The following is a 21,971-nucleotide window of genomic DNA, read 5'->3' on the forward strand; positions in this document are numbered from 1 at the left end:
AACGGCCACATCTGGCCCTGAAGTACAAAACGCCCGATGACGTTCATCAGGCGTTTTATCGACAGAAAACTGTCAACCTATATCAGGACTAGTCAGTTATAAAACTCGCGATACCAGTCGACGAAGTTTTTCACGCCTTCTTTGACCGAGGTTTGCGGGCGGAAGCCTACCAGGTCGTACAGCGGCTGCGTCTCTGCGCTGGTTTCCAGTACGTCACCTGCCTGCATCGGCATCATGTTTTTCTTCGCTTCAATGCCCAGCGCTTCTTCGAGCGCCGTGATGTAGTCCATCAATTCAACCGGCGCGCTGTTACCAACGTTGTAAACCCGGTATGGCGCTGAGCTGGTTGCCGGAGAGCCGGTCTCGACGGTCCATTCGCTATTGGCTGCAGGTATAACATCTTGCAGGCGGATAATAGCTTCTACGATGTCATCAATGTAGGTGAAGTCGCGCTTCATCTTACCGTAGTTGTACACATCGATGCTTTTCCCTTCCAGCATTGCCCTGGTGAACTTGAACAGCGCCATATCCGGGCGGCCCCACGGGCCATAGACGGTAAAGAAGCGCAGTCCGGTAGTCGGTAAGCCGTACAGATGGGAGTAAGTATGAGCCATCAGCTCGTTGGCTTTTTTCGTGGCGGCATACAGCGATACCGGATGATCCACGCTGTCGTCTGTCGAGAACGGCATTTTGCTGTTCAGGCCGTAGACCGAGCTTGATGAGGCGTACACCAGGTGCTGAACTTTGTTGTGACGGCAGCCTTCCAGAATATTCAGATGTCCAATCAGGTTCGCCTGCGCGTAGGCATGAGGGTTTTCCAGCGAATAGCGAACGCCTGCTTGAGCTGCCAGGTGGATGACGCGATCAAACTGCGCGTCGGCAAACAGTTCTGCCATGGCGGTATTGTCGGCGAGATCGATTTTCGCAAAATGGAAATTCGGCGATTGCAGCAGATCCAGACGTGCTTGCTTCAGGCTAACGTCATAATAATCATTGAGATTATCGATTCCGACAACGTGATGACCAGCAGCTAGCAGGCGTTGGCTGACGTGAAAACCGATAAACCCAGCGGCACCGGTGACCAAATATTTCATAGTAATCCTTCAATCTATTCAGATGCGAACATCCCTACTGGGCGCGATCATACCGTCTGTTAGCGAAAAAATATAATCGTTATATGCCATCAGGGTTATCGGAATGAGGACTAAATGAAAAACCCGGCGTGCAGGCCGGGTTAGGGGAGGCGGTTACTGATGCCGTTCGCGCAAATTATCGATAACGGTGGTCAAATCCAGCTCCTGATCCTGCAGCAGCACCAGCAGGTGATACATCAAGTCAGAAGCTTCGTTCTTCAGCTCGAACTTATCGTGCACCGTAGCGGCCAGCGCGGTCTCCACGCCTTCTTCACCCACTTTCTGCGCGATGCGCTTGGTGCCGCTGGCATACAGCTTCGCCGTATAGGAGCTTTCAGGGTCGGCAGTTTTACGCTCAGCCAGCAGTTGCTCAAGCTGATACAGGAACAGCCATTTGTGGCTGGTGTCACCGAAGCAGCTTGAGGTGCCTTTATGGCAGGTTGGGCCGATTGGGTTCACCAGAATCAGCAGCGTGTCATTATCGCAATCGGGCGCGATGCTGACGACGTTCAGGAAGTGGCCGGAGGTTTCACCTTTGGTCCACAGGCGCTGTTTGGTGCGCGAGAAAAAAGTCACTTTGCCCGTTTCCTGCGTTTTGGCCAGCGCTTCCTGGTTCATGTATCCCAGCATTAATACTTCGCCGGATACCGCGTGTTGGATAACGGCGGGCATCAGTCCGTCGGTTTTTTCCCAGTCCAGTTGTTCAGTTAACATACCCGTATCTCCACGCCCTGTGCTGCCAGGTACGCTTTTAGTTCACCAATATTAATGATTTGCTTGTGGAAGACCGACGCGGCCAGCGCACCGTCGACGTTAGCGTCGCGGAAGGCTTCCAGGAAGTGCTCCATGGTTCCCGCACCGCCAGAGGCGATCAGCGGTACGTGGCAGACGTCGCGCACTTTTTTCAGTTGTGCCAGGTCGTAGCCGTTACGTACGCCATCCTGGTTCATCATGTTTAACACGATTTCGCCTGCGCCACGTTTCTGCACTTCCTGCACCCAGTCCAGCGTCTCCCATTGGGTAACGCGAGTGCGGCTTTCGTCGCCGGTGTATTGATTGACGTGATATTTGCCGGTGTCGGCATCAAACCAGGTATCAATACCCACCACAATACACTGCACGCCGAAGCGATCCGCCAGGCGAGTAATCAGCTCCGGATCGGCCAGCGCCGGGGAGTTGATGGAAATTTTGTCTGCGCCGAAGGAGAGAATGCGCGCGGCATCGTCGATGGACTTGATGCCACCGGCAACGCAGAACGGAATATCAATCACTTCAGCAACGCGAGAAACCCAGCTTTTATCGACCACGCGGCCATCGCTGGAGGCGGTGATATCATAGAACACCAGCTCGTCAGCGCCTTCATCAGCGTAGCGTTTTGCCAGCGGAACGATATCGCCGATGATTTCGTGGTTGCGGAACTGTACGCCTTTAACGACCTGACCATCACGCACATCGAGACAAGGAATTATCCGTTTTGCCAGCATTGGATGGCCTCCGTTACGTTGAATTTACCTTCCAGCAGCGCACGCCCGACAATCACGCCGCGCACGCCGGTGCCGCGCAGGGCAGCGATATCGTTGAGGTCGCCAATACCGCCGGAAGACTGGAATGCCACCTGTGGATAGCGGGCGCAGACCTCTTCATACAGTGAGACGTTAGAGCCCGCCAGCGTGCCGTCGCGGGAGATATCGGTGCACAGTACGTGCTGTAGGCCAACCGGCAGATAGGTTTCAACCAGTTCTTCCAGCGTCACGCCGGAGTTTTCCTGCCAACCGCTGACCGCCACCTGTTTAGTGCCGTTCTCATCGATGCGCACGTCCAGCGCCAGCACCAGGTGTTCGGCGCCAAAACGCTTAAACCAGCCTTTGACTACTTCTGGCGATTTCACCGCCGTTGAACCCACTACGACGCGGGCGACACCGGCATCGAGCAGGGCGGCAACATCTTCTTCAGTACGTACGCCACCGCCAACCTGAACCGGCACCTTCACGCCGGCAACCAGCGTTTTCAGCAGTGGGATCTGCCGCTGTGCCGGGTCTTTCGCGCCGGTTAAATCGACCAGGTGCAGCACTTGTGCGCCCTGTGCCGCATAGTCCTGCAGACGCGGCAGCGGGTCGTTGCCGTAGTCGCGCTGCTGGCCGTAATCTCCCTGATGGAGACGCACCACTGTGCCGTTAATCAAATCTAAAGCAGGAATGATCATTACATCTCCAGGAAGTTTTTTAACAGCTGCGCACCCGCGCTACCCGAGCGCTCCGGGTGGAACTGCACACCGTAAAAATTGTCTTTCTGCACGGCGGCGGTGAACGGTTCGCCGTAATTGCACTGGGCGATGGTGTACTCATTGACCGGCATGGCGTAGCTGTGGACGAAGTAAAAATACGCGCCGTCCTCAATGCCGCGGAACAGACGATCGCCCGCTTTAGGGTAGACGCGGTTCCAGCCCATGTGCGGCAGCGGCAGACCAAAATCGGTCATCTTCGGTACGTCCTGGTCGATGATGCCGAGCAGGTCAACGCCGTTAGTCTCTTCACTGCGGCGGCCCAATAGCTGCATGCCAAGGCAGATACCCAGCACCGGCTGGGTACAGGCTTTGATTAAGTCGACCAGCTCGCGCTCGCGAATCTGGTCCATCGCGGCTTGCGCCGTGCCTACGCCCGGCAGAAAGAGCTTATCCGCGCGCAGCACCACCTCCGGGTCGCGGCTCACCACCGGCTCGTAGCCGTGGCGGGCAATCGCTGACTTCACCGAATTGAGGTTTGCGCAGCCGGTATCAAGGACAACCACGTTCATCACAGCACTCCTTTTGAGGAGGGAAGGGTGTTGCCGTCTACGCGAATCGCCTGGCGTAAAGTACGGCCGAAGACTTTGAACAGGCTTTCCACGCGGTGGTGATCGTTTTTGCCCTTGGTTTTCAGGTGCAGCGTGATGCCCATCGCGTAAGAAAGCGAGCGGAAGAAGTGCTCGATCATCTCGGTGCTGAGGTCGCCTACGCGCTGGTAGGTGAACTCTGCTTTATATTCCAGGTGCGGGCGGCCGGAGATATCCAGCGCGCAGCGCGCCAGACATTCATCCATCGGCAGCACAAAGCCGAAGCGGTTGATGCCGCGCTTGTCGCCAAGTGCCGCTTTCAGCGCTTCGCCGAGCGCCAGACCGGTATCTTCCACGGTGTGGTGATCGTCGATATACAGGTCACCCTTCACGGTGATGTTCATGCGGAAACCGCCGTGGGTGGCAATCTGATCCAGCATGTGGTCGAAAAAGCCGACGCCGGTGTTGATTTTGCTGCCGCCTTCGCGGTCGAGCCACACTTCGACATCAATCTGCGTTTCGCGGGTGTTGCGCTCGATGTGCGCGTAGCGGTCGCGGCGGGTCAGCTGATCGCCGATCATTGCCCAGTTCAACGTGTCGCGGTTATAGCGCAGGCCGGTAATGCCCATGTTGGTCGCCAGCTCAATATCGGTGGCGCGGTCGCCAATCACGTAGCTGTTGGCGGTGTCCATCACTTCATTCGCCAGCCACGCGGTCACCAGCTGGGTTTTCGGCTTACGACATTCGCAGTTGTCGGCCGGCAGGTGCGGGCAGATCAGCACATCGTCAAACACCACGCCCTGAGAGGTGAAGATCTGCATCATCAGGTTATGCGGGCCGTCGAAGTCTGCCTGCGGGAAGCTGTCGGTACCCAGCCCGTCCTGGTTGGTGATCATCACCAGCTTGTAGCCCGCTTTTTGCAGCTTGAGCAGCACCGGAATAGCGTCGGGTTCGAAGGCCAGCTTATCAAAACGGTCTACTTGATAGTCGCTTGGTGGTTCAGAAATCAGGGTGCCATCGCGATCGATAAAGAGAAACTTCTGGGTCATACGGTCTCCGCTTTCAAAGCGTCAATCACGCGCTGGCTTTCGGCACGCGTGCCGATAGTGATGCGCAAACAGCCGCTTAAAGAAGGTTGTTTATTCTGGTCTCGTAAGATAATGCCCTGATCCCACAAAGATTTAAATACGCTACTTGAGGCTTTGATGCGAGCCAGTACGTAGTTGGTCTCGGAATCAAAAACCTGCTCAACGCAGTCGATGGTGCGCAGCGCATCCACCAGGTATTCGCGCTCGCTTAAGATCTGTGCCACGCGTTCGCGCATCGCGGCAATTCCCTGCGCGCTAAGCGCCTGGGCGGCGATATCGGCAACCGGGGTCGAGAGTGGATACGGCGCAATCACCTTCATTAATAAGGCAATCACTTCCTCGTTGGCGAGCGTGAAACCGCAGCGCAGGCCAGCCAGAGCAAACGCTTTGGACAGAGTGCGCAGAATGACCAGGTGCGGATACTCCGCCAGCCATCCTGCCAGCGTCGCTTCAGGACAGAACTCAATATAGGCTTCATCGGCAACGACCAGCGCTTTGTCGCGGGTCATCTCCAGCAGGGTGCGGAAGTCCTGCGGGTTAATAATCTGCCCGGTCGGGTTGTTCGGGCTGCAGACGTAGACCACTTTCACATTGGTCAGGCTGTCGGCGATGGCAGGTAGGTCGAGCTGCCAGTCGGCTTTGGCCGGTACGGTGCGGCACTCTACGCCGATGGTTTCGGCGCTAACGCTGTACATGCCGTAGGTTGGTGGGCAGAACAGTACCGCATCGCGACCCGGTTCGCAGAAGGCGCGCACCAGCAGTTCGATACCTTCGTCCGCGCCGCGGCTGACCAGCACCTGCGTTGGCTTTACGCCCGCGTAGGCAGCGTAGTTTTCAATCACTGCTTTCGGCTGACACTCCGGGTAGCGGTTCAGCGTCTGCTGGCTCAGCTCGAAAGGGACCGCCGTTGGGTATTCATTGGCGTTCAGCCAGACGTCACCTTTGCCGCCAAGACGGCGGGCCGACTGATACGGGGTCAGGGCGCGAACGTTGTCGCGGGCTAACTGTTCAATGCTCATGCTTGCTCCTTCAGGGCGTTAACGCGCAGGGTGACGGCATTTTTGTGGGCGGTCAGCAGTTCGGCGGCGGCCAGCGTTTCAATCGTCGCGGCGAGAGCGCTAAAGCCTTCGCGGGACAGTTCCTGTACGGTCATCCGTTTCTGGAAATCGGCCAGCCCCAGGCTGGAACAGGTCGAGGTGTAACCATAGGTTGGCAGCACGTGGTTGGTACCAGAGGCGTAGTCGCCTGCGGACTCTGGCGACCAGTCGCCGAGGAAGACCGAACCGGCGCTGGTGATGTCGTCAACCAGCTCACGGGCGTTGCGGGTCTGAATAATCAGGTGCTCCGGGCCGTAGGCGTTGGAGATAGCCACGCACTGTGCCAGATCTTTTGCAACGATAAGGCGGCTGGCGGAGAGCGCCTGACGCGCGGTTTCGGCGCGGGAGAGCTCGGCGAGCTGGCGTTCTACGGCCTCAGCGACGCCTTCGGCAATCTTCGCGTCCGGGGTGAGCAGGATAACCTGGGAATCCGGGCCGTGCTCCGCCTGAGACAGCAGGTCTGAGGCAATAAAATCTGGCGTGGCACCGCTGTCGGCAATCACCAGCACTTCAGACGGGCCAGCGGGCATATCAATCGCCGCACCGTCGAGGCGCTGGCTGACCTGGCGTTTCGCTTCGGTAACGTAGGCGTTGCCAGGCCCGAAGATTTTATCGACCTTCGGAATGGATTCGGTGCCCAGCGCCAGTGCGGCAATCGCCTGCGCGCCACCGACCTTATAGACGTTCTCTACACCGCAAAGCTGCGCAGCATAGAGGATCTCATCGGCAATCGGCGGTGGCGAGCAGAGCACCACCTTTTTGCAGCCAGCAATGCGCGCCGGGGTTGCCAGCATTAATACGGTGGAGAACAGCGGCGCGGAACCACCGGGAATATAAAGGCCAACCGAGGCGATAGGGCGGGTAACCTGCTGGCAGCGCACGCCCGGCTGGGTTTCGATATCCACCGGCGGCAGGATCTGCGCCGTGTGGAAGGTATCGATATTGCGAACTGCCGCCTGCATCGCCTGCTTGAGTTCATCGCTCAGACGGCCGCTGGCCTGCTGAATTTCTTCTGCGGTGACTTTCAGCGCGCCGACTTCGGTCTTATCAAACTTCGCGCTGTATTCACGCAGCGCGCTATCACCGTTGGTTTTGACGTTGTCCAGAATCTCGGCCACCGTGCGGGTGATGCTGTCGGAGGCGGAGATGGCCGGGCGCATCAGCAGCGCTTGCTGTTGTTCGGGGCTACAGCTATTCCAGTCAATCAGGGTATTGAAGCTCATGGCGATTACTCCATCATCTTCTCAATCGGCAGCACCAGAATAGAGCTGGCACCCAGGGACTTCAGTTTTTCCATGGTTTCCCAGAACAGGGTTTCGCTGCTCACCATGTGCATCGCGACGCGCTGCTGATCGCCTGCCAGCGGCAGAATGGTGGGGTGTTCAGCGCCAGGCAGCAGGGCGATCACTTCATCCAGGCGCTCGGTTGGCGCGTGCATCATGATGTATTTCGATTCACGGGCCTGAATCACGCCCTGAATACGGGTTAGCAGGCGGTCGATCAACTGCTGTTTGGCTTCGCTCATCTCGCCGTCGCGCTGAATTAAGCAGGCTTTAGAGCGGAACATCACTTCTACTTCACGCAGGCCGTTGGCTTCCAGGGTTGCGCCGGTAGAGACCAGGTCGCAAATGGCGTCAGCAAGGCCAGCGCGCGGGGCGACTTCAACGGAACCGTTCAGCAGGCAGGATTTGAAGCTGATGCCTTTCTGGTCGAGGTAACGCTTGAGCAGGTGTGGGTAAGAGGTGGCGATACGTTTGCCGTCGAGCGCGGCCGGGCCGTTCCATGCTTCATCCGCCGGGGTGGCGAGAGAAAGACGGCAGCCGCCGAAATCCAGACGACGCAGGGTAAAGTAGCGCGGGTCTTCGCCCTGGGCGCGGCGGCTCAGCAACTCTTCTTCCAGCACGTTTTCACCGATGATGCCGAGGTCTACGACGCCGTCCATAATCAGGCCTGGGATATCGTCATCACGCACGCGCAGGATGTCGATTGGCATGTTCTCCGCCATCGCAATCAGGCGCTGGGTGTGGAGATTGATTTTAATGCCACAACGGGCCAGTAATTCGCGTGAATCATCGCTCAGGCGACCTGATTTCTGCATAGCTATGCGTAAACGGCTGTTATCTAACATTCTCTATTCCTCATTACCCTGCTGAATTTGGTTCAAAAAAAAGCCCCCGGAAGATATCTTCCGGGGGCTCTCTTGCGTTCATGCACCACTGGAAGATCTGAATGTCTCCCAGCACACATCGCCTGAAAGACTAGTCAGGGTGATGGTGATGATGGTGGTGTTTAAATTGAACGCGGCTCATAAATTTCTCGTTGAATGACTATTCACTTGATGTCTTTTAACCTAAACCACTTTTGTCATTGAACGCAAGCGCTTTTTACATTCATTAAATCAATTCATGTAGCGACTATAAATTGTCAGTTTTATCGTGGTGGCGTAGCCTTATAAAGGTAGTGCGGCAAGAACCAGGAGATAGCGCAATGAAGAAAGTGGCAATCGTCGGTTTAGGGTGGCTGGGTATGCCGCTAGCGCTGTCGTTGATGGCGCGTGGCTGGCAGGTGACTGGCAGCAAAACGACTGAGGACGGCGTGGAAGCAGCACGGATGTGCGGGATTGATAGCTATCCGTTGCGGCTCGACCCACAGTTGGTATGCGAGGCTGATGACCTCGATGCCTTAATGAATGTTGATGCGCTGGTGATTACCTTGCCAGCTCGTCGTAGCGGCCCGGGGGAAGATTTTTACCATCAGGCGGTGCAGGAGATCGTAGACTCGGCGCTGGCGCACCATATCCCGCGCATTATCTTTACCAGTTCGACCTCGGTATACGGTAATGAAGAAGGGACGGTCAAAGAAAGTTCGCCTCGCAACCCGGTGACCGCCAGCGGCAGGGTGCTGAAAGAGCTGGAGGACTGGCTGCATCAATTGCCGGGAACCTCGGTTGATATTCTGCGTCTGGCCGGGCTGGTTGGGCCGGAACGTCACCCTGGCCGTTTCTTTGCCGGGAAATCGGCATCGGACGGGCAGCAGGGGGTAAATCTGGTGCATCTGGAAGATGTGATTGCGGCTATTACGCTGCTGTTGCAGGCACCGAAAGGCGGCCACATCTACAACATCTGTGCTCCGCAGCATCCCGCCCGCGGCGTTTTTTATCCGCAGATGGCACGTGAGCTTGGACTGGCGGTACCCGTATTTAGCGACAGCGGTAAAGGGCAGGGGAAAATTATCGACGGTAGTCGTATCTGTCGCGAATTAGGCTTTGAATATCAATTCCCTGACCCATTGAGAATGCCTCTGGAGTAGCGCTTCATTGACATGTGGCGATGACATAACCGCCGTCGCCAAATCATTTAACATATAAATAGATACACTTTTCGCATGGGTATTGGTTATGGCAGCTAATTGCGTTTTAGCAAAAAGTGCTATAAATGTTCGCGCTGCTTTAGAGATTGCTTGTTAATCAGCCGGTTGGATGAGAAGTCGCATTATTACTTCTCTCACCGGCTTGTATTTTTACATTCGTTTGGTGCAAAATATGTCGAATGTAAAAAATGAGACTAACCGACGTGATTGCCACGTCGGTTATTTTTTTACATCAAAACAACCATCCAATAAAAGAGGCCGGGCTTCGTACCGGATAGATATTTACTTAAAAAACGACAGTTGTTGTCGCTGAGGAAACAGAAAAAAAATGGGGCAATTTTTCTTTTTTGCACCGGCAGTCGCCGTACAGGAGACTCACCGTGTCAAATAACGTTACTCCAAACACCTCTCGCGTGGAATTGCGTAAAACGCTTACGCTGATTCCGGTTGTCATGATGGGCCTGGCCTATATGCAGCCAATGACGCTGTTCGATACGTTCGGTATCGTATCTGGCCTTACCGACGGTCACGTTGCAACGGCGTATGCCTTTGCGCTGATCGCGATTCTTTTTACAGCGCTAAGCTACGGTAAACTGGTTCGCCGGTTCCCGTCCGCTGGCTCTGCATACACCTATGCTCAGAAATCCATTAGCCCGGTCGTTGGCTTTATGGTGGGCTGGTCATCGCTGCTGGACTACCTGTTCATGCCGATGATCAACATTCTGCTGGCTAAAATTTACTTTGAAGCGCTGATGCCTTCTGTACCATCGTGGATCTTTGTTGTCGCGCTGGTGGCCTTTATGACCATCTCTAACCTGCGCAGCATCAAAGCGGTGGCGAACTTCAACACGCTGATTGTGGTTCTGCAGATGGGTATCGTGGCGGTCATCGTCGGCCTTATCATTTACGGCGTAATGCACGGTGAAGGCGCAGGTACGCTGACTAGCACCCGTCCGTTCTGGTCTGAAGGCGCGCATGTTGTGCCGATGATTACCGGTGCGACCATTCTGTGCTTCTCGTTCCTGGGCTTCGACGGTATCTCTTCTCTGTCTGAAGAGACCAAAGACGCCGAGCGCGTGATCCCGAAAGCGATTTTCCTGACGGCGCTGATTGGTGGGCTGATCTTTATCTGTGCATCTTACTTCCTGCAGCTGTACTTCCCGGACATCTCTCGCTTTAAGGATCCGGACGCGTCTCAGCCAGAAATCATGCTGTACGTTGCGGGCAAAACCTTCCAGTGGGGCGTGCTGATCTTCTCCAGCGTGACCGTTCTGGCATCCGGGATGGCGGCGCATGCGGGCGTATCTCGTCTGATGTACGTGATGGGGCGTGACGGCGTGTTCCCGAACAGCTTCTTCGGTTATGTGCATCCGAAATGGCGTACCCCGGCGTTCAACGTGCTGCTGGTTGGCGCGATTGCACTGCTGGCGATTAAGTTCGACCTGGTGACCGCGACGGCGCTGATCAACTTTGGTGCGCTGGTGGCATTCACCTTCGTTAACCTCTCCGTGATTTCGCAGTTCTGGATCCGTGAGAAGCGTAACAAGACGCTGAAAGACCACTTCCAGTACCTGGTACTGCCAGTGTGCGGCGCGCTGACCGTTGGCGCACTGTGGATTAACCTGGAGCAGAGCTCAATGATTCTGGGCCTGATTTGGGGCTCCATCGGCCTGCTGTACCTGGCGTGCGTGACCAAGCGTTTCCGCAACCCGGTTCCGCAGTACGAAGACGTCGCATAATTCACGAACGTGAAATGATGAAACCGGAGGCCATGTGCCTCCGGTTTTTTTTGGTCTGAACAACACAGAATTAATAACCTTCAGGAATAATATAGAGCTTTTGGTTATTGGAGCCGAAAGGCGGGCTCGGGAATAATTTTACGACTGATAATATTGGGTTAATTAATTCTTATGTTGCACATGATAATAAGCGGAATAGTCTGCGGCGCGCTGCTGGGGTTTGTCATGCAGCGCGGACGCTTCTGCCTTACGGGCGGGTTCCGCGATATGTATATCACTAAAAATAACCGCATGTTCTATGCGCTGTTAATCGCCATCTGTATACAAAGCGTGGGTGTTTTTGCACTGATCCAGACCGGCCTGGTGCAGTACGACGCGGGCGCGTTTCCGTGGCTGGGCACGGTTGTTGGCGGCTTTGTCTTTGGTATCGGTATTGTCTATGCCGGTGGCTGCGCTACCGGGACGTGGTATCGCGCTGGGGAAGGGCTTATCGGCAGCTGGATTGCGCTGGTGACCTATATGGTGATGAGCGCGGTGATGCGTTCTCCACATGCCGCTGGCCTGAATAAATTCCTCGGTGAACATACCACGGCGCACAACGGTATTGCAGAAACGCTCAATATCTCCGTCTGGCCGATTATCGCGCTGCTGGTGGTGGTGACGCTGTGGTTTGTGCGTAAAGAGTTGCGTAAGCCAAAGCTCAAAGTGGCTTCATTACCGCCGCGCCGCAGCGGCCTGGCGCATTTGCTGTTTGAAAAGCGCTGGCATCCATTTTTCACCGCCGTGCTGATTGGCCTGATCGCATTGCTGGCATGGCCGATGAGTGAAGCGACTGGCCGTATGTTCGGTCTGGGCATCACATCGCCTACCGCCAATATTCTGCAGTTCCTGGTCGGCGGCGACAGCAAATACCTTAACTGGGGCGTGTTCCTGGTGCTGGGCATTTTCATTGGTTCCTTTATTGCCGCGAAAGCCAGTCGTGAATTCCGTGTGCGTGCCGCCGATGCGAGTACCACGCTGCGTAGTGCCGGTGGCGGCGTGCTAATGGGCTTCGGTGCAAGTATTGCCGGCGGTTGCTCGATTGGTAATGGTCTGGTCATGACCGCGATGATGACCTGGCAGGGCTGGATTGGCCTGGTATTTATGATCCTTGGCGTGTGGTGCGCGTCCTGGGTGTTGTATGTTCGCCCGCAGCGGAAAGCCAAACTGAAAACCGCGACGGCATAAGGAGTTAAAAATGGTTGTGAAGAAACTGGATGTAGTTACCCAGGTGTGCCCGTTCCCCTTAATTGAAGCCAAAGCGGCGATGGCCGAACTGGCTAACGGCGACCAACTGGTGATTGAATTCGACTGTACCCAGGCGACGGAAGCGATTCCACAGTGGGCGGCAGAAGAGGGCTATACGGTCACGGATTACCAGCAGTCCGGTGATGCAGCCTGGACCATCACGGTACAGAAGTAAATACGTCGCCCGGTTGGGCGACTATTGTTGAATGAACGGTAGGCCTGATAAGCGAAGCGCCATCAGATAATTTGGCGCAGATAGCCGGATGGCGGCATTGCCTTATCCGGCCTACAAATTACACAATTTCCTGCGCGTACTGATACAGCGCTTTCAGCAGCGATAGCTTCTCCGCATTCCCTTCATACTGCCCGTAGAGCATTTCGAGCTCCTGCGCGTAGGCCTGTAAAAACTCTGGTGTAAAGATCTGCCGACGGTGCTCTAACCAGCGCTGCTGCTCGCTTTCATCCAGGGTGCCGGGGAAATTGCGCGCCCGGTAGTTAAACAGCAGTTTCTCAATACGCTTATCGGCGAAGGTGATATCCAGCGCTGGAAGATTACGTGGCTCGGTCTCCAGTACGATTTTCATTGCCGTTTTGTCGGCATCGCTAAAGAAGCCGTTATAGAGTTGGGCATCAACGTTTTCCGACGGCACAAACGGCTCGGCTTCGGCAAAAATGGCTACCGCCTTCTCGCGAACCTGTGGGTTCTCACGCAGCTTTTTCAGATTATCCAGACAGTGCTGGCGGTTGATTCCCAGACGGTCGGCATCTTCCGGACGCAGCGTGTTGGCCTGAGCCAGCACCGGGCACTTGTTCAGGTGCACCAGCTTGATAGGGATCGGGGAGTTATCGCCAAGATCGGCTTTTGCGGTATAAAGACGCTCGCGCAGCGTATCGGCGTCAAGATCCAGCAGCGGGCTGATATCGCCGGCAAGATCCACCATGATCACCGCGTTGCGGTTATCCGGATGCCACGCCAACGGCGCCACCCAACTGGTGTTACCGCGCCAGGCGCCAAACATGCCGGAGACGTGTACCAGCGGCTTCATCTGCGGCACGTCAATCAGCGTCATCAGCTTGTTTTTACCGCGATAAGCATAGAGATAATCAAACAGCTTCGGCTGCTGCGTTTTCACCAGTTTCGCCATCGCAATGGTGGCGTAAACGTCGGCCATCGCATCGTGGGCGTTGCTGTGTTCAATGCCGTTGGCTTTGGTTAAATGCTCCAGGCGGAAACTTGGCAGGCCGTCATCGTTTTCCGGCCAGTTGATACCTTCCGGGCGCAGGGCGTAGCAGGCGCGCATCACATCCAGTAGATCCCAACGGGAATTGCGGTTCTGCCAGCTCCAGGCGTACGGGTCGTAGAAGTTGCGATAGAAGATATTACGCGTCACTTCGTCATCGAAGCGGACGTTGTTATAGCCCACCACGCAGGTATCCGGCACGGTGAAGATATCGTGGATACGCTTAGCAAACGCCGCTTCATTTTCGCCTTTGGCCCGCGCCTCCTGCGGCGTAATACCGGTAATTAACACCGCTTCAGGCTGCGGCAGATAATCCTCCGCCGGCTTGCAGTAAAAAACCTCAGGCTCACCGATTATCGTGAAATCCTTATCGGTACGAATGGCGGCGAATTGCGCGGGGCGATCGAGGGAAGGGCTGGTTCCGAAAGTTTCGTAGTCGTGGAACAGGAATCCCGGCGCGCTTGAAGTCTCTTGCATGGCGTTAACAGTGTCCGTCTATGGCATTTAAGGTTCATGGTAAACGATTTGGCGGTGCATCAGAAGGGCGTTAACCGAATCTGGAAGAGGGCGCGCAGGGTATTTTTTCGTGTCCAGATAGAGGCATGTCATATTTTCTTGCAATTTAAGCCTGTCACAAAGCACGAACTTCCGTAAAAAGGACGACGAATTTGTGAATGTTGAGGATTTACCGTTGAAAGCCCGTTTTCTTATTGCCGTTTCTTTGCTCGCTTCGAGCGTTTCTTGTGCCTTTGCTGGCGAATCCGCGATTCCTTCCGTCACGCCTCCGCCGATTAAGGCCGGTGCCTGGGTTTTAATGGACTACACCACCGGGCAGATCCTGACCGCTGGTAATGAGCACCAACAGCGTAACCCGGCGAGTCTGACCAAGCTGATGACCGGCTATGTGGTTGACCGCGCGATCGATAGCCACCGCATTACGGCAGACGATATGGTGACCGTGGGCCGCGATGCATGGGCAGCGGGTAACCCGGTGTTTGATGGTTCTTCACTGATGTTTCTCAAGGCGGGCGATCGCCTGAGCGTGCGCGATCTGAGCCGTGGCCTGATTGTGGACTCCGGTAACGACGCCTGTGTGGCGCTGGCGGATTACGTGGCGGGCGGGCAACCACAGTTCGTGAAAATGATGAACGACTACGTGCAGAAACTGAATCTGCGCGATACCCATTTCGAAACCGTTCACGGCCTGGATGCGCCAGGCCAGCACAGCTCGGCCTACGATCTGGCGGTGCTCTCCCGTGCGATTATTCACGGCGAGCCAGACTTCTATCACATGTACAGTGAAAAGAGCCTGACGTGGAACGGCATTACCCAGCAGAACCGTAACGGCCTGCTGTGGGAAAAATCGATGCACATCGATGGCCTGAAAACCGGTCACACTTCCGGCGCGGGCTTTAACCTGATCGCCTCATCGGTAGACGGCCAGCGTCGTCTGATTGCCGTGGTGATGGGGGCCGATAGTCCAAAAGGGCGTGAAGATCAGGCGCGTACGCTGCTGCGCTGGGGCCAGCAGAACTTCGATACCGTACAGATCCTGCAAAACGGTAAGAAAGTCGGCACCGAGCGTATCTGGTACGGCGATAAAGAGAAGATAGCCTTGGGCACCGACCAGGATTTCTGGCTGGCGCTGCCAAAGACGGAAGTGCCAAATATTAAAGCTAAATATGTGCTGGATACTAAAGAGTTGGATGCTCCGATTGCTGCGCACCAACGCGTTGGTGAGATCCAACTGCTCGACCGCGATAAGGTTGTTGCGCAGTGGCCGCTGGTGACGCTGGAAAGCGTTGGCAAAGGCGGGCTGTTCTCACGCATGAGCGATTATCTGCACCACAAAGCCTGACCCTGCGTCGCATAGCCCGGACGAGGTGCGTTAGTACCGACTCCGGGGTGGCTCGGTGCCACTCCCGGCGTCGCGATGCTCGGCCGGGCTACTCTCTTGCTGCAGGAGCAGGTACAATTCGCGCTTTAGTCTTGTCGGAGAGTGGGTGTGCGTCCGGATAAGTCACTCAGTCCTTTTGAAATTCGTTTATATCGTCACTATCGTACCGTGCACGGGGCGCGTATTGCGCTGGCCTTCGTCCTGACTTTTTTGATAGTCCGGCTGCTGGGTGTGCCCGATGGCTCCTGGCCGCTGATCACACTGGTTGTGGTGATGGGGCCCATCTCCTTCTGGGGCAACGTGGTGCCGCGTGCGTTTCAGCGTATCGGCGGTACGGTGCTCGGCTCCGCCCTGGGCCTCATCGCCCTCAAGCTTGAGCTTTTCTCCCTGCCGTTGATGCTTATCTGGTGCGCCGCGGCGATGTTCCTGTGCGGCTGGCTGGCGCTAGGCAAAAAGCCGTATCAGGCACTGCTTATCGGCATCACCCTCGGTGTGGTCGTTGGCGCACCGGCTGGGGATATGACTACCGCGCTGTGGCGAAGCGGCGACGTCATCTTCGGCTGTCTGTTAGCCATGCTCTTTACCGGCATCTGGCCACAGCGGGCGTTTATTCACTGGCGTATCCAGATGGCCTCGTTCGTGACGCAGTTTAACCGTATCTACCAGGCGGGACTGTCGCCGAACCTGATTGAGCGCCCACGGCTGGAAAAGCATCTGCAAAAGGTCCTTAACGACGTTGTGAAAATGCGTGGCCTGATTACGCCTGCCAGCAAAGAGACGCACATTCATAAGGGTATCTTTGAAGCCATTCAGACCGTCAGCCGCAACCTGGTTTGCATGCTGGAGTTGCAAATCAACGCCCACTGGGCGTCGCGTCCGGGCCATCTTCTGATGCTCAACGCCCATACGCTGCGAGACACGCAACTGATGACCCAGCAAACGCTGCTGGCGATTGCCCATGCGCTGTACGAAGGCAACCCGCGTCCTATCAAAGCGAACAGTGAAAAGCTCAATGAAATCGTCGCAGAGCTGCGCCAGTTGGTGCAAGAGGACAAGGACGACCATCTGGCAGAGATGTCCATTCATGGCTACGTCTGGTTGAGTATGGAACTGGCGCGTCAGCTGGAATTATTATCCAGCCTCATGTGTCGCGCATTGCGTAAATAAAAGGCAGATGCACACGCTTTTGCGCCAGGTTGTTTCGATTCAGCTAGATTTAGGGTTATGATGAACCCAAAGTAAAAATGATTGTTTGCTACAACGGCTGTACGAAAAATCATACAGGTTGAAGGGTATATGACTAATGTGTACCTTATCGTGTAGCCGTTGTTTAACGAATCCGACTCTCAACATATCAGGGGTATAAAAATGGAAACCACGAAACCTTCGTTTCAGGACGTACTGGAGTTCGTACGTTTGTTCCGTCGTAAGAACAAACTGCAGCGTGAAATTCAGGACGTTGAGAAAAAGATCCGTGACAACCAGAAACGCGTGCTGCTGCTGGACAACCTTAGCGACTACATCAAACCAGGCATGAGCGTTGAAGCCATTCAGGGCATCATCGCCAGCATGAAAGGCGACTATGAAGATCGCGTTGATGATTACATCATCAAAAATGCCGAGCTGTCTAAAGAACGCCGCGACATCTCCAAGAAACTGAAAGTGATGGGCGAGCAGAAAGGCGAGTAACCGTCATAAACGGGTGGCTGCGCCTGCGGCCGCCCGGTCTTTGTTTTATCCCCAGCAGTACCTCTCTTCTTCGACAATCCAGTGACATCGCGAGCAATGCGGAGTATAAACCTTCCTGTTTGATATATTAGCCACGGTTCGTGGGAACGTATTGATATCAAAGGATCTTACCGACATCGTTACGCCGGATAACGATTCTGCTGGCGTGCATCACGACGCTGGTCACCTACATCTTCTGCCTCGGGGAACGAGGGATTAATGGGACTTCGCTGCGCGGGTCGCACCCTGCCAGCGCTGCCCGCCGCCGATTGTGCTGGTGATCAATGAAGTGGGAATGGGCATTGTGCCTGAAAATCGTCTGGCCCGGCATTTTAGCGACATAGCCGGGCGCGTAAATCAAAAGCTGGCGCAGGCGGTAGAAAACGTCTGGCTGGTGGTATCAGGGATTGGAGTCAAAATAAAATGAGTCGACTGTTTTTCGCCACACTCTCCTTTATGAGCCGTCTACCGGTGCCACAGCGCTGGTCACAGGGGTTGGATTTGGATCGCTACGTTAGCGGCGTTATTACCTTCCCGTTTATTGGCCTGTTGCTAGGGGCGATAAGCGGCCTGGTCTTTATCATTGTGCAGAGCTGGTGTGGTATTCCGCTGGCGGCATTCTTTAGCGTTCTGGCGCTGGCGCTACTGACCGGCGGCTTCCATCTCGATGGTCTGGCGGACACCTGTGACGGCGTTTTCTCCGCGCGTCGCCGCGAGAAGATGCTGGAAATTATGCGCGATAGCCGACTGGGCACCCACGGCGGTCTGGCGCTGATCTTTGTGCTACTGGCGAAAGTGCTGGCTGTCAGCGAACTGGCGCTGCGCGACACTCCTATGCTGGCGGCAATTGCCAGTGCCTGTATCGCCGGTCGCGGCGCATCGGTGCTGATGATGTATCGCCACCGCTACGCCCGCGAAGAGGGGCTGGGCAATCTGTTTATCGGCAAAATCAGCTTCCGCCAGACTTGGGTGACGTTAGTGATTGCCGGGGCGTTCGTCACCGCCATGCTGGGCGTACATGGCCTGAAAGCACTGCTGGTGGCCTTTATCGGCGTCTTTATTCTGGGCCAGTTACTCAAGCGCACGCTAGGTGGGCAAACCGGCGACACGCTGGGCGCAAGTATTGAGTTGGGCGAAGTGATTTTCTTGCTGGCGCTTCTGTAAGCCAGCGTAACGGCTATTCTCCCGCCATTTGTTGTAAAAGCCATTCGCGTAGCGCCGCAATATCCCGGCGCTGCGCGTTCTCTTCGGTTGCCACCAGATAGTAGTTTGCGCCAGGCAACGACATCTCGAACGGCATCGTCAGCACTCCACGTCGCAGTAAGTCTCTCGCCAGTAACTCGCTGGCAATCACCACGCCTTGCCCGGCTACCGCCGCCTGCAGCGCATGTGTCTCATCGCTGAAGGTCAACCCAGCATGAAGATTTAATGTCTGAGGTCCATAGCGCTTTTTCCAGTTTGCCCAGCTAGGTTCATCGGCCGGAACACGGCGATTTTCCACGTGAAACAGGGTGACGTTGGCTAAATCTTCGGGCTTTTGCAGCGCTAGCGCGGGGCTCGCTACAACGATAAAGCGGTCCGCTTGCAGAAGAGTGCAGTGTAGTGCGGATTCCGGCATTTCACGATAACGGATAGCGACATCAACGGTACGCTGTCTGAGATCGACACGTTCGACGCTGGTATGCAGCCGCAGATCGATGGTCGGGCATTCCGCTTTGAAGTCCGCAAGCCTCGGCACCAGCCAGTGGGTGAGAAAATTAGAGGTGGTGGTGACCGTCAGCGCGGGTGGTTGATGGGCCTGTAGTACCTGCGCCGTCGCCTCTTCCAGCGCGCTAAAAGCGCGTTGGGTACCGGCATAGAGCACTTTCCCGCTCTCGGTCAAGGTAACGCCCTGAGCGCTGCGTTCACAGACCCGGCATTCCAGCACCGACTCCAGCAGCTTTATCTGGTGGCTGACCGCCGTTGCGCTCACGCCCAGGACATCTGCTGCACGCTTGAAGCTTAGCTGTTCCGCCAGTGCATGGAACGCCCTTAGTGCCCCAAGTGGTGGCAATCTAACCTTTCTCATGGCTGAGTTTTTCTCATCCGTTGCTGAAAACTATGCGTTTGTTTTACCCATTATAGAAGGCGTAGTCTAGCCAGCAGAAACAGAAGGGTGAATTAATCTCATGATAATGCCGAAGGGGAAAACGATGAGCGTATGGGTAAACGGCACTGCACCAAAGAACAACAATATCGCAGAGCGGGCGATAGCGATGAGTGCTGCGGTTGCCGGCGCTGGCCTGCTGGTGAAGCTATCGCTAGCGGTCAGCGTAATCCAAAGCCTGGTTCAGCTTTTTGCGCTGGGCCTGAGCTTTGCGGTAGGAATGATGCTGGCAAACAACGGCAGTATGGTGCGCTATGGTTTTCCGCTTTCGGCGTTGGGTTGGCTGCTGGTGTTGCTTAGCATACTGGCCGGACAAACGGGGCTGGTGCTATTGCCGGGCATTGTCGCTGGCGGCCTGGGGCTAGGGTTAGCCTATGGGCGATTGATGTCTGGCAACAGAGCAGTCAATGCGCTGAGCAGCGTAGCAGCGCTAGTCGCAGTATTGCTTATCCAGGCCAATTCGGCGCCGGGTATAAATGGCTATGGATTTGCCTTTGCGGTTGTCATCGATTTAACGCTGCTGGGGGTGGTGCTGGTGAAAATTGCTGAAACGGAGAGGGGCTGAAAAGCAAAAAGCCTGCTCGAAAGCAGGCTTCTTAAATATGGCTCCTCTGACTGGACTCGAACCAGTGACATACGGATTAACAGTCCGCCGTTCTACCGACTGAACTACAGAGGAATCGGTGTGGAGTCGTATCTTAGCGGCGAAAAAATTTTTGTCAAACATCAATTCTGGTCTTGTGACTCGACTGCCTAATTCATCAACAATTTGTCGCCATTCCAGACAAAAATTAAGGAAAAATGTTTTGCAGGATCGGCAATTCTCCATCATCATTTGAAATGGAGTTTCAACTTTTTGATCTAAGGCCCATTTTGAACGTCACCGCCGCACTTCGCCAGGCTGTCGCCCGTACGCCCTGGTACAAAAAACGCAAAAGTTATCGAGTTCTCTTCTGGCGTGAAATCACCCCCCTCGCCGTACCTATTTTTCTGGAAAACACCTGCGTTTTATTGATGGGGGTGTTGAGTACCTTCCTCGTCAGTTGGTTGGGTAAAGAAGCAATGGCGGGCGTGGGGCTGGCTGATAGCTTCAACATGGTGATCATGGCGTTCTTTGCCGCGATAGACCTTGGGACGACGGTGGTGGTCGCCTTCAGCCTCGGCAAGCGTGACCGCCGTAAGGCGCGAGCGGCGGCACGACAATCGCTGGTGATCATGACCCTCTTCGCCACCATTCTGGCGGCGGTGATCCACTATTTTGGCGCCGGGATTATCAATATCGTGGCTGGCGATGCTACGGAGGAAGTGAAAGGGCTGGCGCTGACCTACCTTGAGCTGACCGTGCTGAGCTATCCGGCGGCGGCGATTGCGCTTATCGGCAGCGGCGCGCTGCGCGGGGCAGGGAATACCAAAATTCCGCTGATGATTAACGGTGGGATGAACATCCTCAACATTATCATCAGTAGTTTCCTTATTTACGGCGCGTTCTCCTGGCAGGGGATGGGGTTTGCCGGGGCTGGCCTCGGGCTGACCATATCTCGCTATATTGGCGCGGTGGTGACCATTATTGTGCTGATGGTTGGCTTTAACCCAGCGCTGCGTATTCCGCTCAAAAGCTATTTCAAACCGCTCAACTTCGCCATCATCTGGGAAGTGATGGGGATTGGTATTCCGGCAAGCGTGGAGTCCGTGCTGTTTAACAGCGGTAAGTTGCTGACGCAGATGTTTGTCGCCGGGATGGGGACTGACGTTATCGCCGGCAACTTTATCGCCTTCTCCGTGGCGGCGTTGATTAACCTGCCGGGGAACGCCCTGGGTTCGGCATCCACCATTATCACCGGTAAGCGACTGGGGACCGGGCAGCTTGCTCAGGCGGAACGTCAGTTGCGCCATGTGTTCTGGATGTCGACCATCGTACTTACCCTGATTGCCTGGGGGACTGCGCCGTTTGCCGGACTGTTCGCGTCGTTCTATACCCACGAGCAGGACGTGAAGGACGTAGTGAAAATTCTACTGTGGATGAACGCTGCCTTTATGCCTATCTGGGCCGCTTCCTGGGTGCTGCCTGCGGGCTTTAAAGGGGCGCGAGACGTGCGCTTCGCCATGTGGGTCTCCATGCTCAGCATGTGGGGCTGTCGCGTGGTGGTGGGTTACGTGCTGGGTATTCTGCTGGGGTGGGGTGTGGTCGGCGTCTGGATGGGCATGTTCCTCGACTGGGGCGCACGCGCGGTGCTGTTCTACCGCCGTCTGATAACCGGCCGCTGGGCGTGGAAATACGCGCCGGCCAAGAAAACCGACACCGCGTAACAGCCTGATTGCGGTGAAAATCGGCAACGAAAGTCAATTTTCAGCCGAATCGAAGAATAAATCGGCAAACGAATTATTTTGTGCAAATCAGGCTTTGACAACAATGGGGCACATCGATAATATGCGCC

General features: G+C 55.5%; 22 protein-coding genes, 1 tRNA gene, 1 pseudogene and 1 other annotated feature. Of the genes and pseudogenes, 11 read left to right on the forward strand and 13 right to left on the reverse strand.

The window, feature by feature from the left end:
* Window positions 1-92: 92 nt before the first annotated feature.
* From ACLGE8_RS13195 to hisL, 10 genes are all read right to left on the reverse strand, one after another.
* Window positions 93-1,094: an NAD-dependent epimerase gene (locus ACLGE8_RS13195; protein WP_410999085.1), complete on the reverse strand. Its 1,002-nt coding sequence runs from the start codon at window positions 1,092-1,094 to the stop codon at window positions 93-95.
* Between the two features lie 153 nt (window positions 1,095-1,247).
* Entirely contained in the window at window positions 1,248-1,847 is a 600-nt protein-coding gene (gene hisIE / locus ACLGE8_RS13200) for a bifunctional phosphoribosyl-AMP cyclohydrolase/phosphoribosyl-ATP diphosphatase HisIE (protein ID WP_410999087.1), read from the reverse strand.
* On the reverse strand, window positions 1,841-2,617 hold the full coding sequence (gene hisF, locus ACLGE8_RS13205) for an imidazole glycerol phosphate synthase subunit HisF (protein WP_368301612.1): 777 nt from the start codon (window positions 2,615-2,617) through the stop codon (window positions 1,841-1,843). The genes hisIE and hisF overlap by 7 nt, the downstream gene beginning before the upstream one ends.
* A complete protein-coding gene (gene hisA / locus ACLGE8_RS13210; protein ID WP_410999089.1) occupies window positions 2,599-3,336 on the reverse strand; it encodes a 1-(5-phosphoribosyl)-5-[(5-phosphoribosylamino)methylideneamino]imidazole-4-carboxamide isomerase in 738 nt (245 codons plus the stop codon). Before hisA ends, hisF begins: the two co-directional genes overlap by 19 nt.
* Window positions 3,336-3,926 carry an imidazole glycerol phosphate synthase subunit HisH gene (gene hisH, locus ACLGE8_RS13215; RefSeq protein ID WP_410999091.1) on the reverse strand — a complete coding sequence of 197 codons (591 nt, stop codon included), beginning with the start codon at window positions 3,924-3,926 and terminating at the stop codon, window positions 3,336-3,338. The genes hisA and hisH overlap by 1 nt, the downstream gene beginning before the upstream one ends.
* Window positions 3,926-4,993, reverse strand: coding sequence for a bifunctional histidinol-phosphatase/imidazoleglycerol-phosphate dehydratase HisB (gene hisB, locus ACLGE8_RS13220; protein WP_410999093.1), 1,068 nt, complete (start codon window positions 4,991-4,993; stop codon window positions 3,926-3,928). Before hisB ends, hisH begins: the two co-directional genes overlap by 1 nt.
* Window positions 4,990-6,051: a histidinol-phosphate transaminase gene (hisC, locus tag ACLGE8_RS13225; protein WP_410999095.1), complete on the reverse strand. Its 1,062-nt coding sequence runs from the start codon at window positions 6,049-6,051 to the stop codon at window positions 4,990-4,992. The genes hisB and hisC overlap by 4 nt, the downstream gene beginning before the upstream one ends.
* The gene (gene hisD, locus ACLGE8_RS13230) at window positions 6,048-7,352 is read right to left on the reverse strand and encodes a histidinol dehydrogenase (protein WP_410999097.1); all 1,305 of its coding nucleotides are present in this window, start codon (window positions 7,350-7,352) and stop codon (window positions 6,048-6,050) included. The genes hisC and hisD overlap by 4 nt, the downstream gene beginning before the upstream one ends.
* Before the next feature lie 5 nt (window positions 7,353-7,357).
* Window positions 7,358-8,257 (reverse strand): ATP phosphoribosyltransferase, encoded by a 900-nt coding sequence (hisG, locus tag ACLGE8_RS13235; RefSeq protein WP_410999099.1) that lies wholly within the window; start codon window positions 8,255-8,257, stop codon window positions 7,358-7,360.
* 34 nt (window positions 8,258-8,291) lie between these two features.
* Window positions 8,292-8,412 (reverse strand) — a sequence feature (His leader region).
* Window positions 8,388-8,438 carry a his operon leader peptide gene (gene hisL, locus ACLGE8_RS13240; protein WP_071594744.1) on the reverse strand — a complete coding sequence of 17 codons (51 nt, stop codon included), beginning with the start codon at window positions 8,436-8,438 and terminating at the stop codon, window positions 8,388-8,390. (Overlaps the previous feature by 25 nt.)
* A 178-nt stretch (window positions 8,439-8,616) precedes the next feature.
* Here hisL and ACLGE8_RS13245 point away from each other — a divergent pair, with 178 nt between their 5' ends.
* The 4 genes from ACLGE8_RS13245 to tsuB all read left to right on the forward strand — a co-directional run bounded on the left by ACLGE8_RS13245 (window position 8,617) and on the right by tsuB (window position 12,699).
* Window positions 8,617-9,438 carry an SDR family oxidoreductase gene (locus ACLGE8_RS13245; RefSeq protein WP_410999101.1) on the forward strand — a complete coding sequence of 274 codons (822 nt, stop codon included), beginning with the start codon at window positions 8,617-8,619 and terminating at the stop codon, window positions 9,436-9,438.
* Between the two features lie 440 nt (window positions 9,439-9,878).
* Window positions 9,879-11,237 (forward strand): APC family permease, encoded by a 1,359-nt coding sequence (locus tag ACLGE8_RS13250; protein ID WP_410999103.1) that lies wholly within the window; start codon window positions 9,879-9,881, stop codon window positions 11,235-11,237.
* Window positions 11,238-11,408: 171 nt separating this feature from the next.
* Window positions 11,409-12,464 (forward strand): thiosulfate utilization transporter TsuA/YeeE, encoded by a 1,056-nt coding sequence (gene tsuA / locus ACLGE8_RS13255; RefSeq protein WP_410999105.1) that lies wholly within the window; start codon window positions 11,409-11,411, stop codon window positions 12,462-12,464.
* Window positions 12,465-12,474: 10 nt separating this feature from the next.
* Window positions 12,475-12,699, forward strand: coding sequence for a thiosulfate utilization sulfurtransferase TsuB/YeeD (gene tsuB / locus ACLGE8_RS13260; RefSeq protein ID WP_035894857.1), 225 nt, complete (start codon window positions 12,475-12,477; stop codon window positions 12,697-12,699).
* Between the two features lie 118 nt (window positions 12,700-12,817).
* On the opposite strand, the gene sbcB is transcribed toward tsuB, so the two are convergent.
* Window positions 12,818-14,242 carry an exodeoxyribonuclease I gene (gene sbcB, locus ACLGE8_RS13265; protein ID WP_410999107.1) on the reverse strand — a complete coding sequence of 475 codons (1,425 nt, stop codon included), beginning with the start codon at window positions 14,240-14,242 and terminating at the stop codon, window positions 12,818-12,820.
* Window positions 14,243-14,456: 214 nt separating this feature from the next.
* On the opposite strand from sbcB, the gene dacD reads away from it, so the two are divergent.
* The 5 genes and pseudogenes from dacD (at window position 14,457) to cobS (ending at window position 18,554) form a co-directional block, all read left to right on the forward strand.
* Window positions 14,457-15,623, forward strand: coding sequence for a serine-type D-Ala-D-Ala carboxypeptidase DacD (gene dacD / locus ACLGE8_RS13270; protein ID WP_410999109.1), 1,167 nt, complete (start codon window positions 14,457-14,459; stop codon window positions 15,621-15,623).
* A gap of 147 nt (window positions 15,624-15,770) precedes the next feature.
* Window positions 15,771-16,829 carry an FUSC family protein gene (locus ACLGE8_RS13275; RefSeq protein ID WP_410999111.1) on the forward strand — a complete coding sequence of 353 codons (1,059 nt, stop codon included), beginning with the start codon at window positions 15,771-15,773 and terminating at the stop codon, window positions 16,827-16,829.
* Window positions 16,830-17,030: 201 nt separating this feature from the next.
* Entirely contained in the window at window positions 17,031-17,351 is a 321-nt protein-coding gene (locus tag ACLGE8_RS13280; protein ID WP_035894853.1) for a DUF496 family protein, read from the forward strand.
* A gap of 280 nt (window positions 17,352-17,631) precedes the next feature.
* A pseudogene (locus tag ACLGE8_RS13285) lies at window positions 17,632-17,817 on the forward strand (bifunctional adenosylcobinamide kinase/adenosylcobinamide-phosphate guanylyltransferase); the annotation flags it as partial.
* On the forward strand, window positions 17,814-18,554 hold the full coding sequence (cobS, locus tag ACLGE8_RS13290; RefSeq protein ID WP_410999113.1) for an adenosylcobinamide-GDP ribazoletransferase: 741 nt from the start codon (window positions 17,814-17,816) through the stop codon (window positions 18,552-18,554). The pseudogene ACLGE8_RS13285 and the gene cobS, both read left to right, overlap by 4 nt.
* Window positions 18,555-18,567: 13 nt before the next feature.
* On the opposite strand, the gene ACLGE8_RS13295 is transcribed toward cobS, so the two are convergent.
* Window positions 18,568-19,458, reverse strand: a complete 891-nt coding sequence (locus ACLGE8_RS13295) for a LysR substrate-binding domain-containing protein (RefSeq protein ID WP_410999115.1) — start codon at window positions 19,456-19,458, stop codon at window positions 18,568-18,570.
* Between the two features lie 681 nt (window positions 19,459-20,139).
* A tRNA-Asn gene (locus tag ACLGE8_RS13300) sits at window positions 20,140-20,215 on the reverse strand.
* 6 nt (window positions 20,216-20,221) lie between these two features.
* Between ACLGE8_RS13300 and ACLGE8_RS13305 the strand changes: the two genes are divergently transcribed.
* Both ACLGE8_RS13305 and ACLGE8_RS13310 read left to right on the forward strand, forming a co-directional pair.
* A complete protein-coding gene (locus ACLGE8_RS13305) occupies window positions 20,222-20,293 on the forward strand; it encodes a DUF5951 family protein (protein WP_410999323.1) in 72 nt (23 codons plus the stop codon).
* Between the two features lie 83 nt (window positions 20,294-20,376).
* A complete protein-coding gene (locus ACLGE8_RS13310) occupies window positions 20,377-21,843 on the forward strand; it encodes an EmmdR/YeeO family multidrug/toxin efflux MATE transporter (protein ID WP_410999117.1) in 1,467 nt (488 codons plus the stop codon).
* The last annotated feature ends 128 nt before the right edge of the window (window positions 21,844-21,971 follow it).

Origin of the sequence: Kluyvera sp. 142486 (assembly GCF_046569695.1) — a bacterium.
Classification (GTDB): domain Bacteria; phylum Pseudomonadota; class Gammaproteobacteria; order Enterobacterales; family Enterobacteriaceae; genus Kluyvera.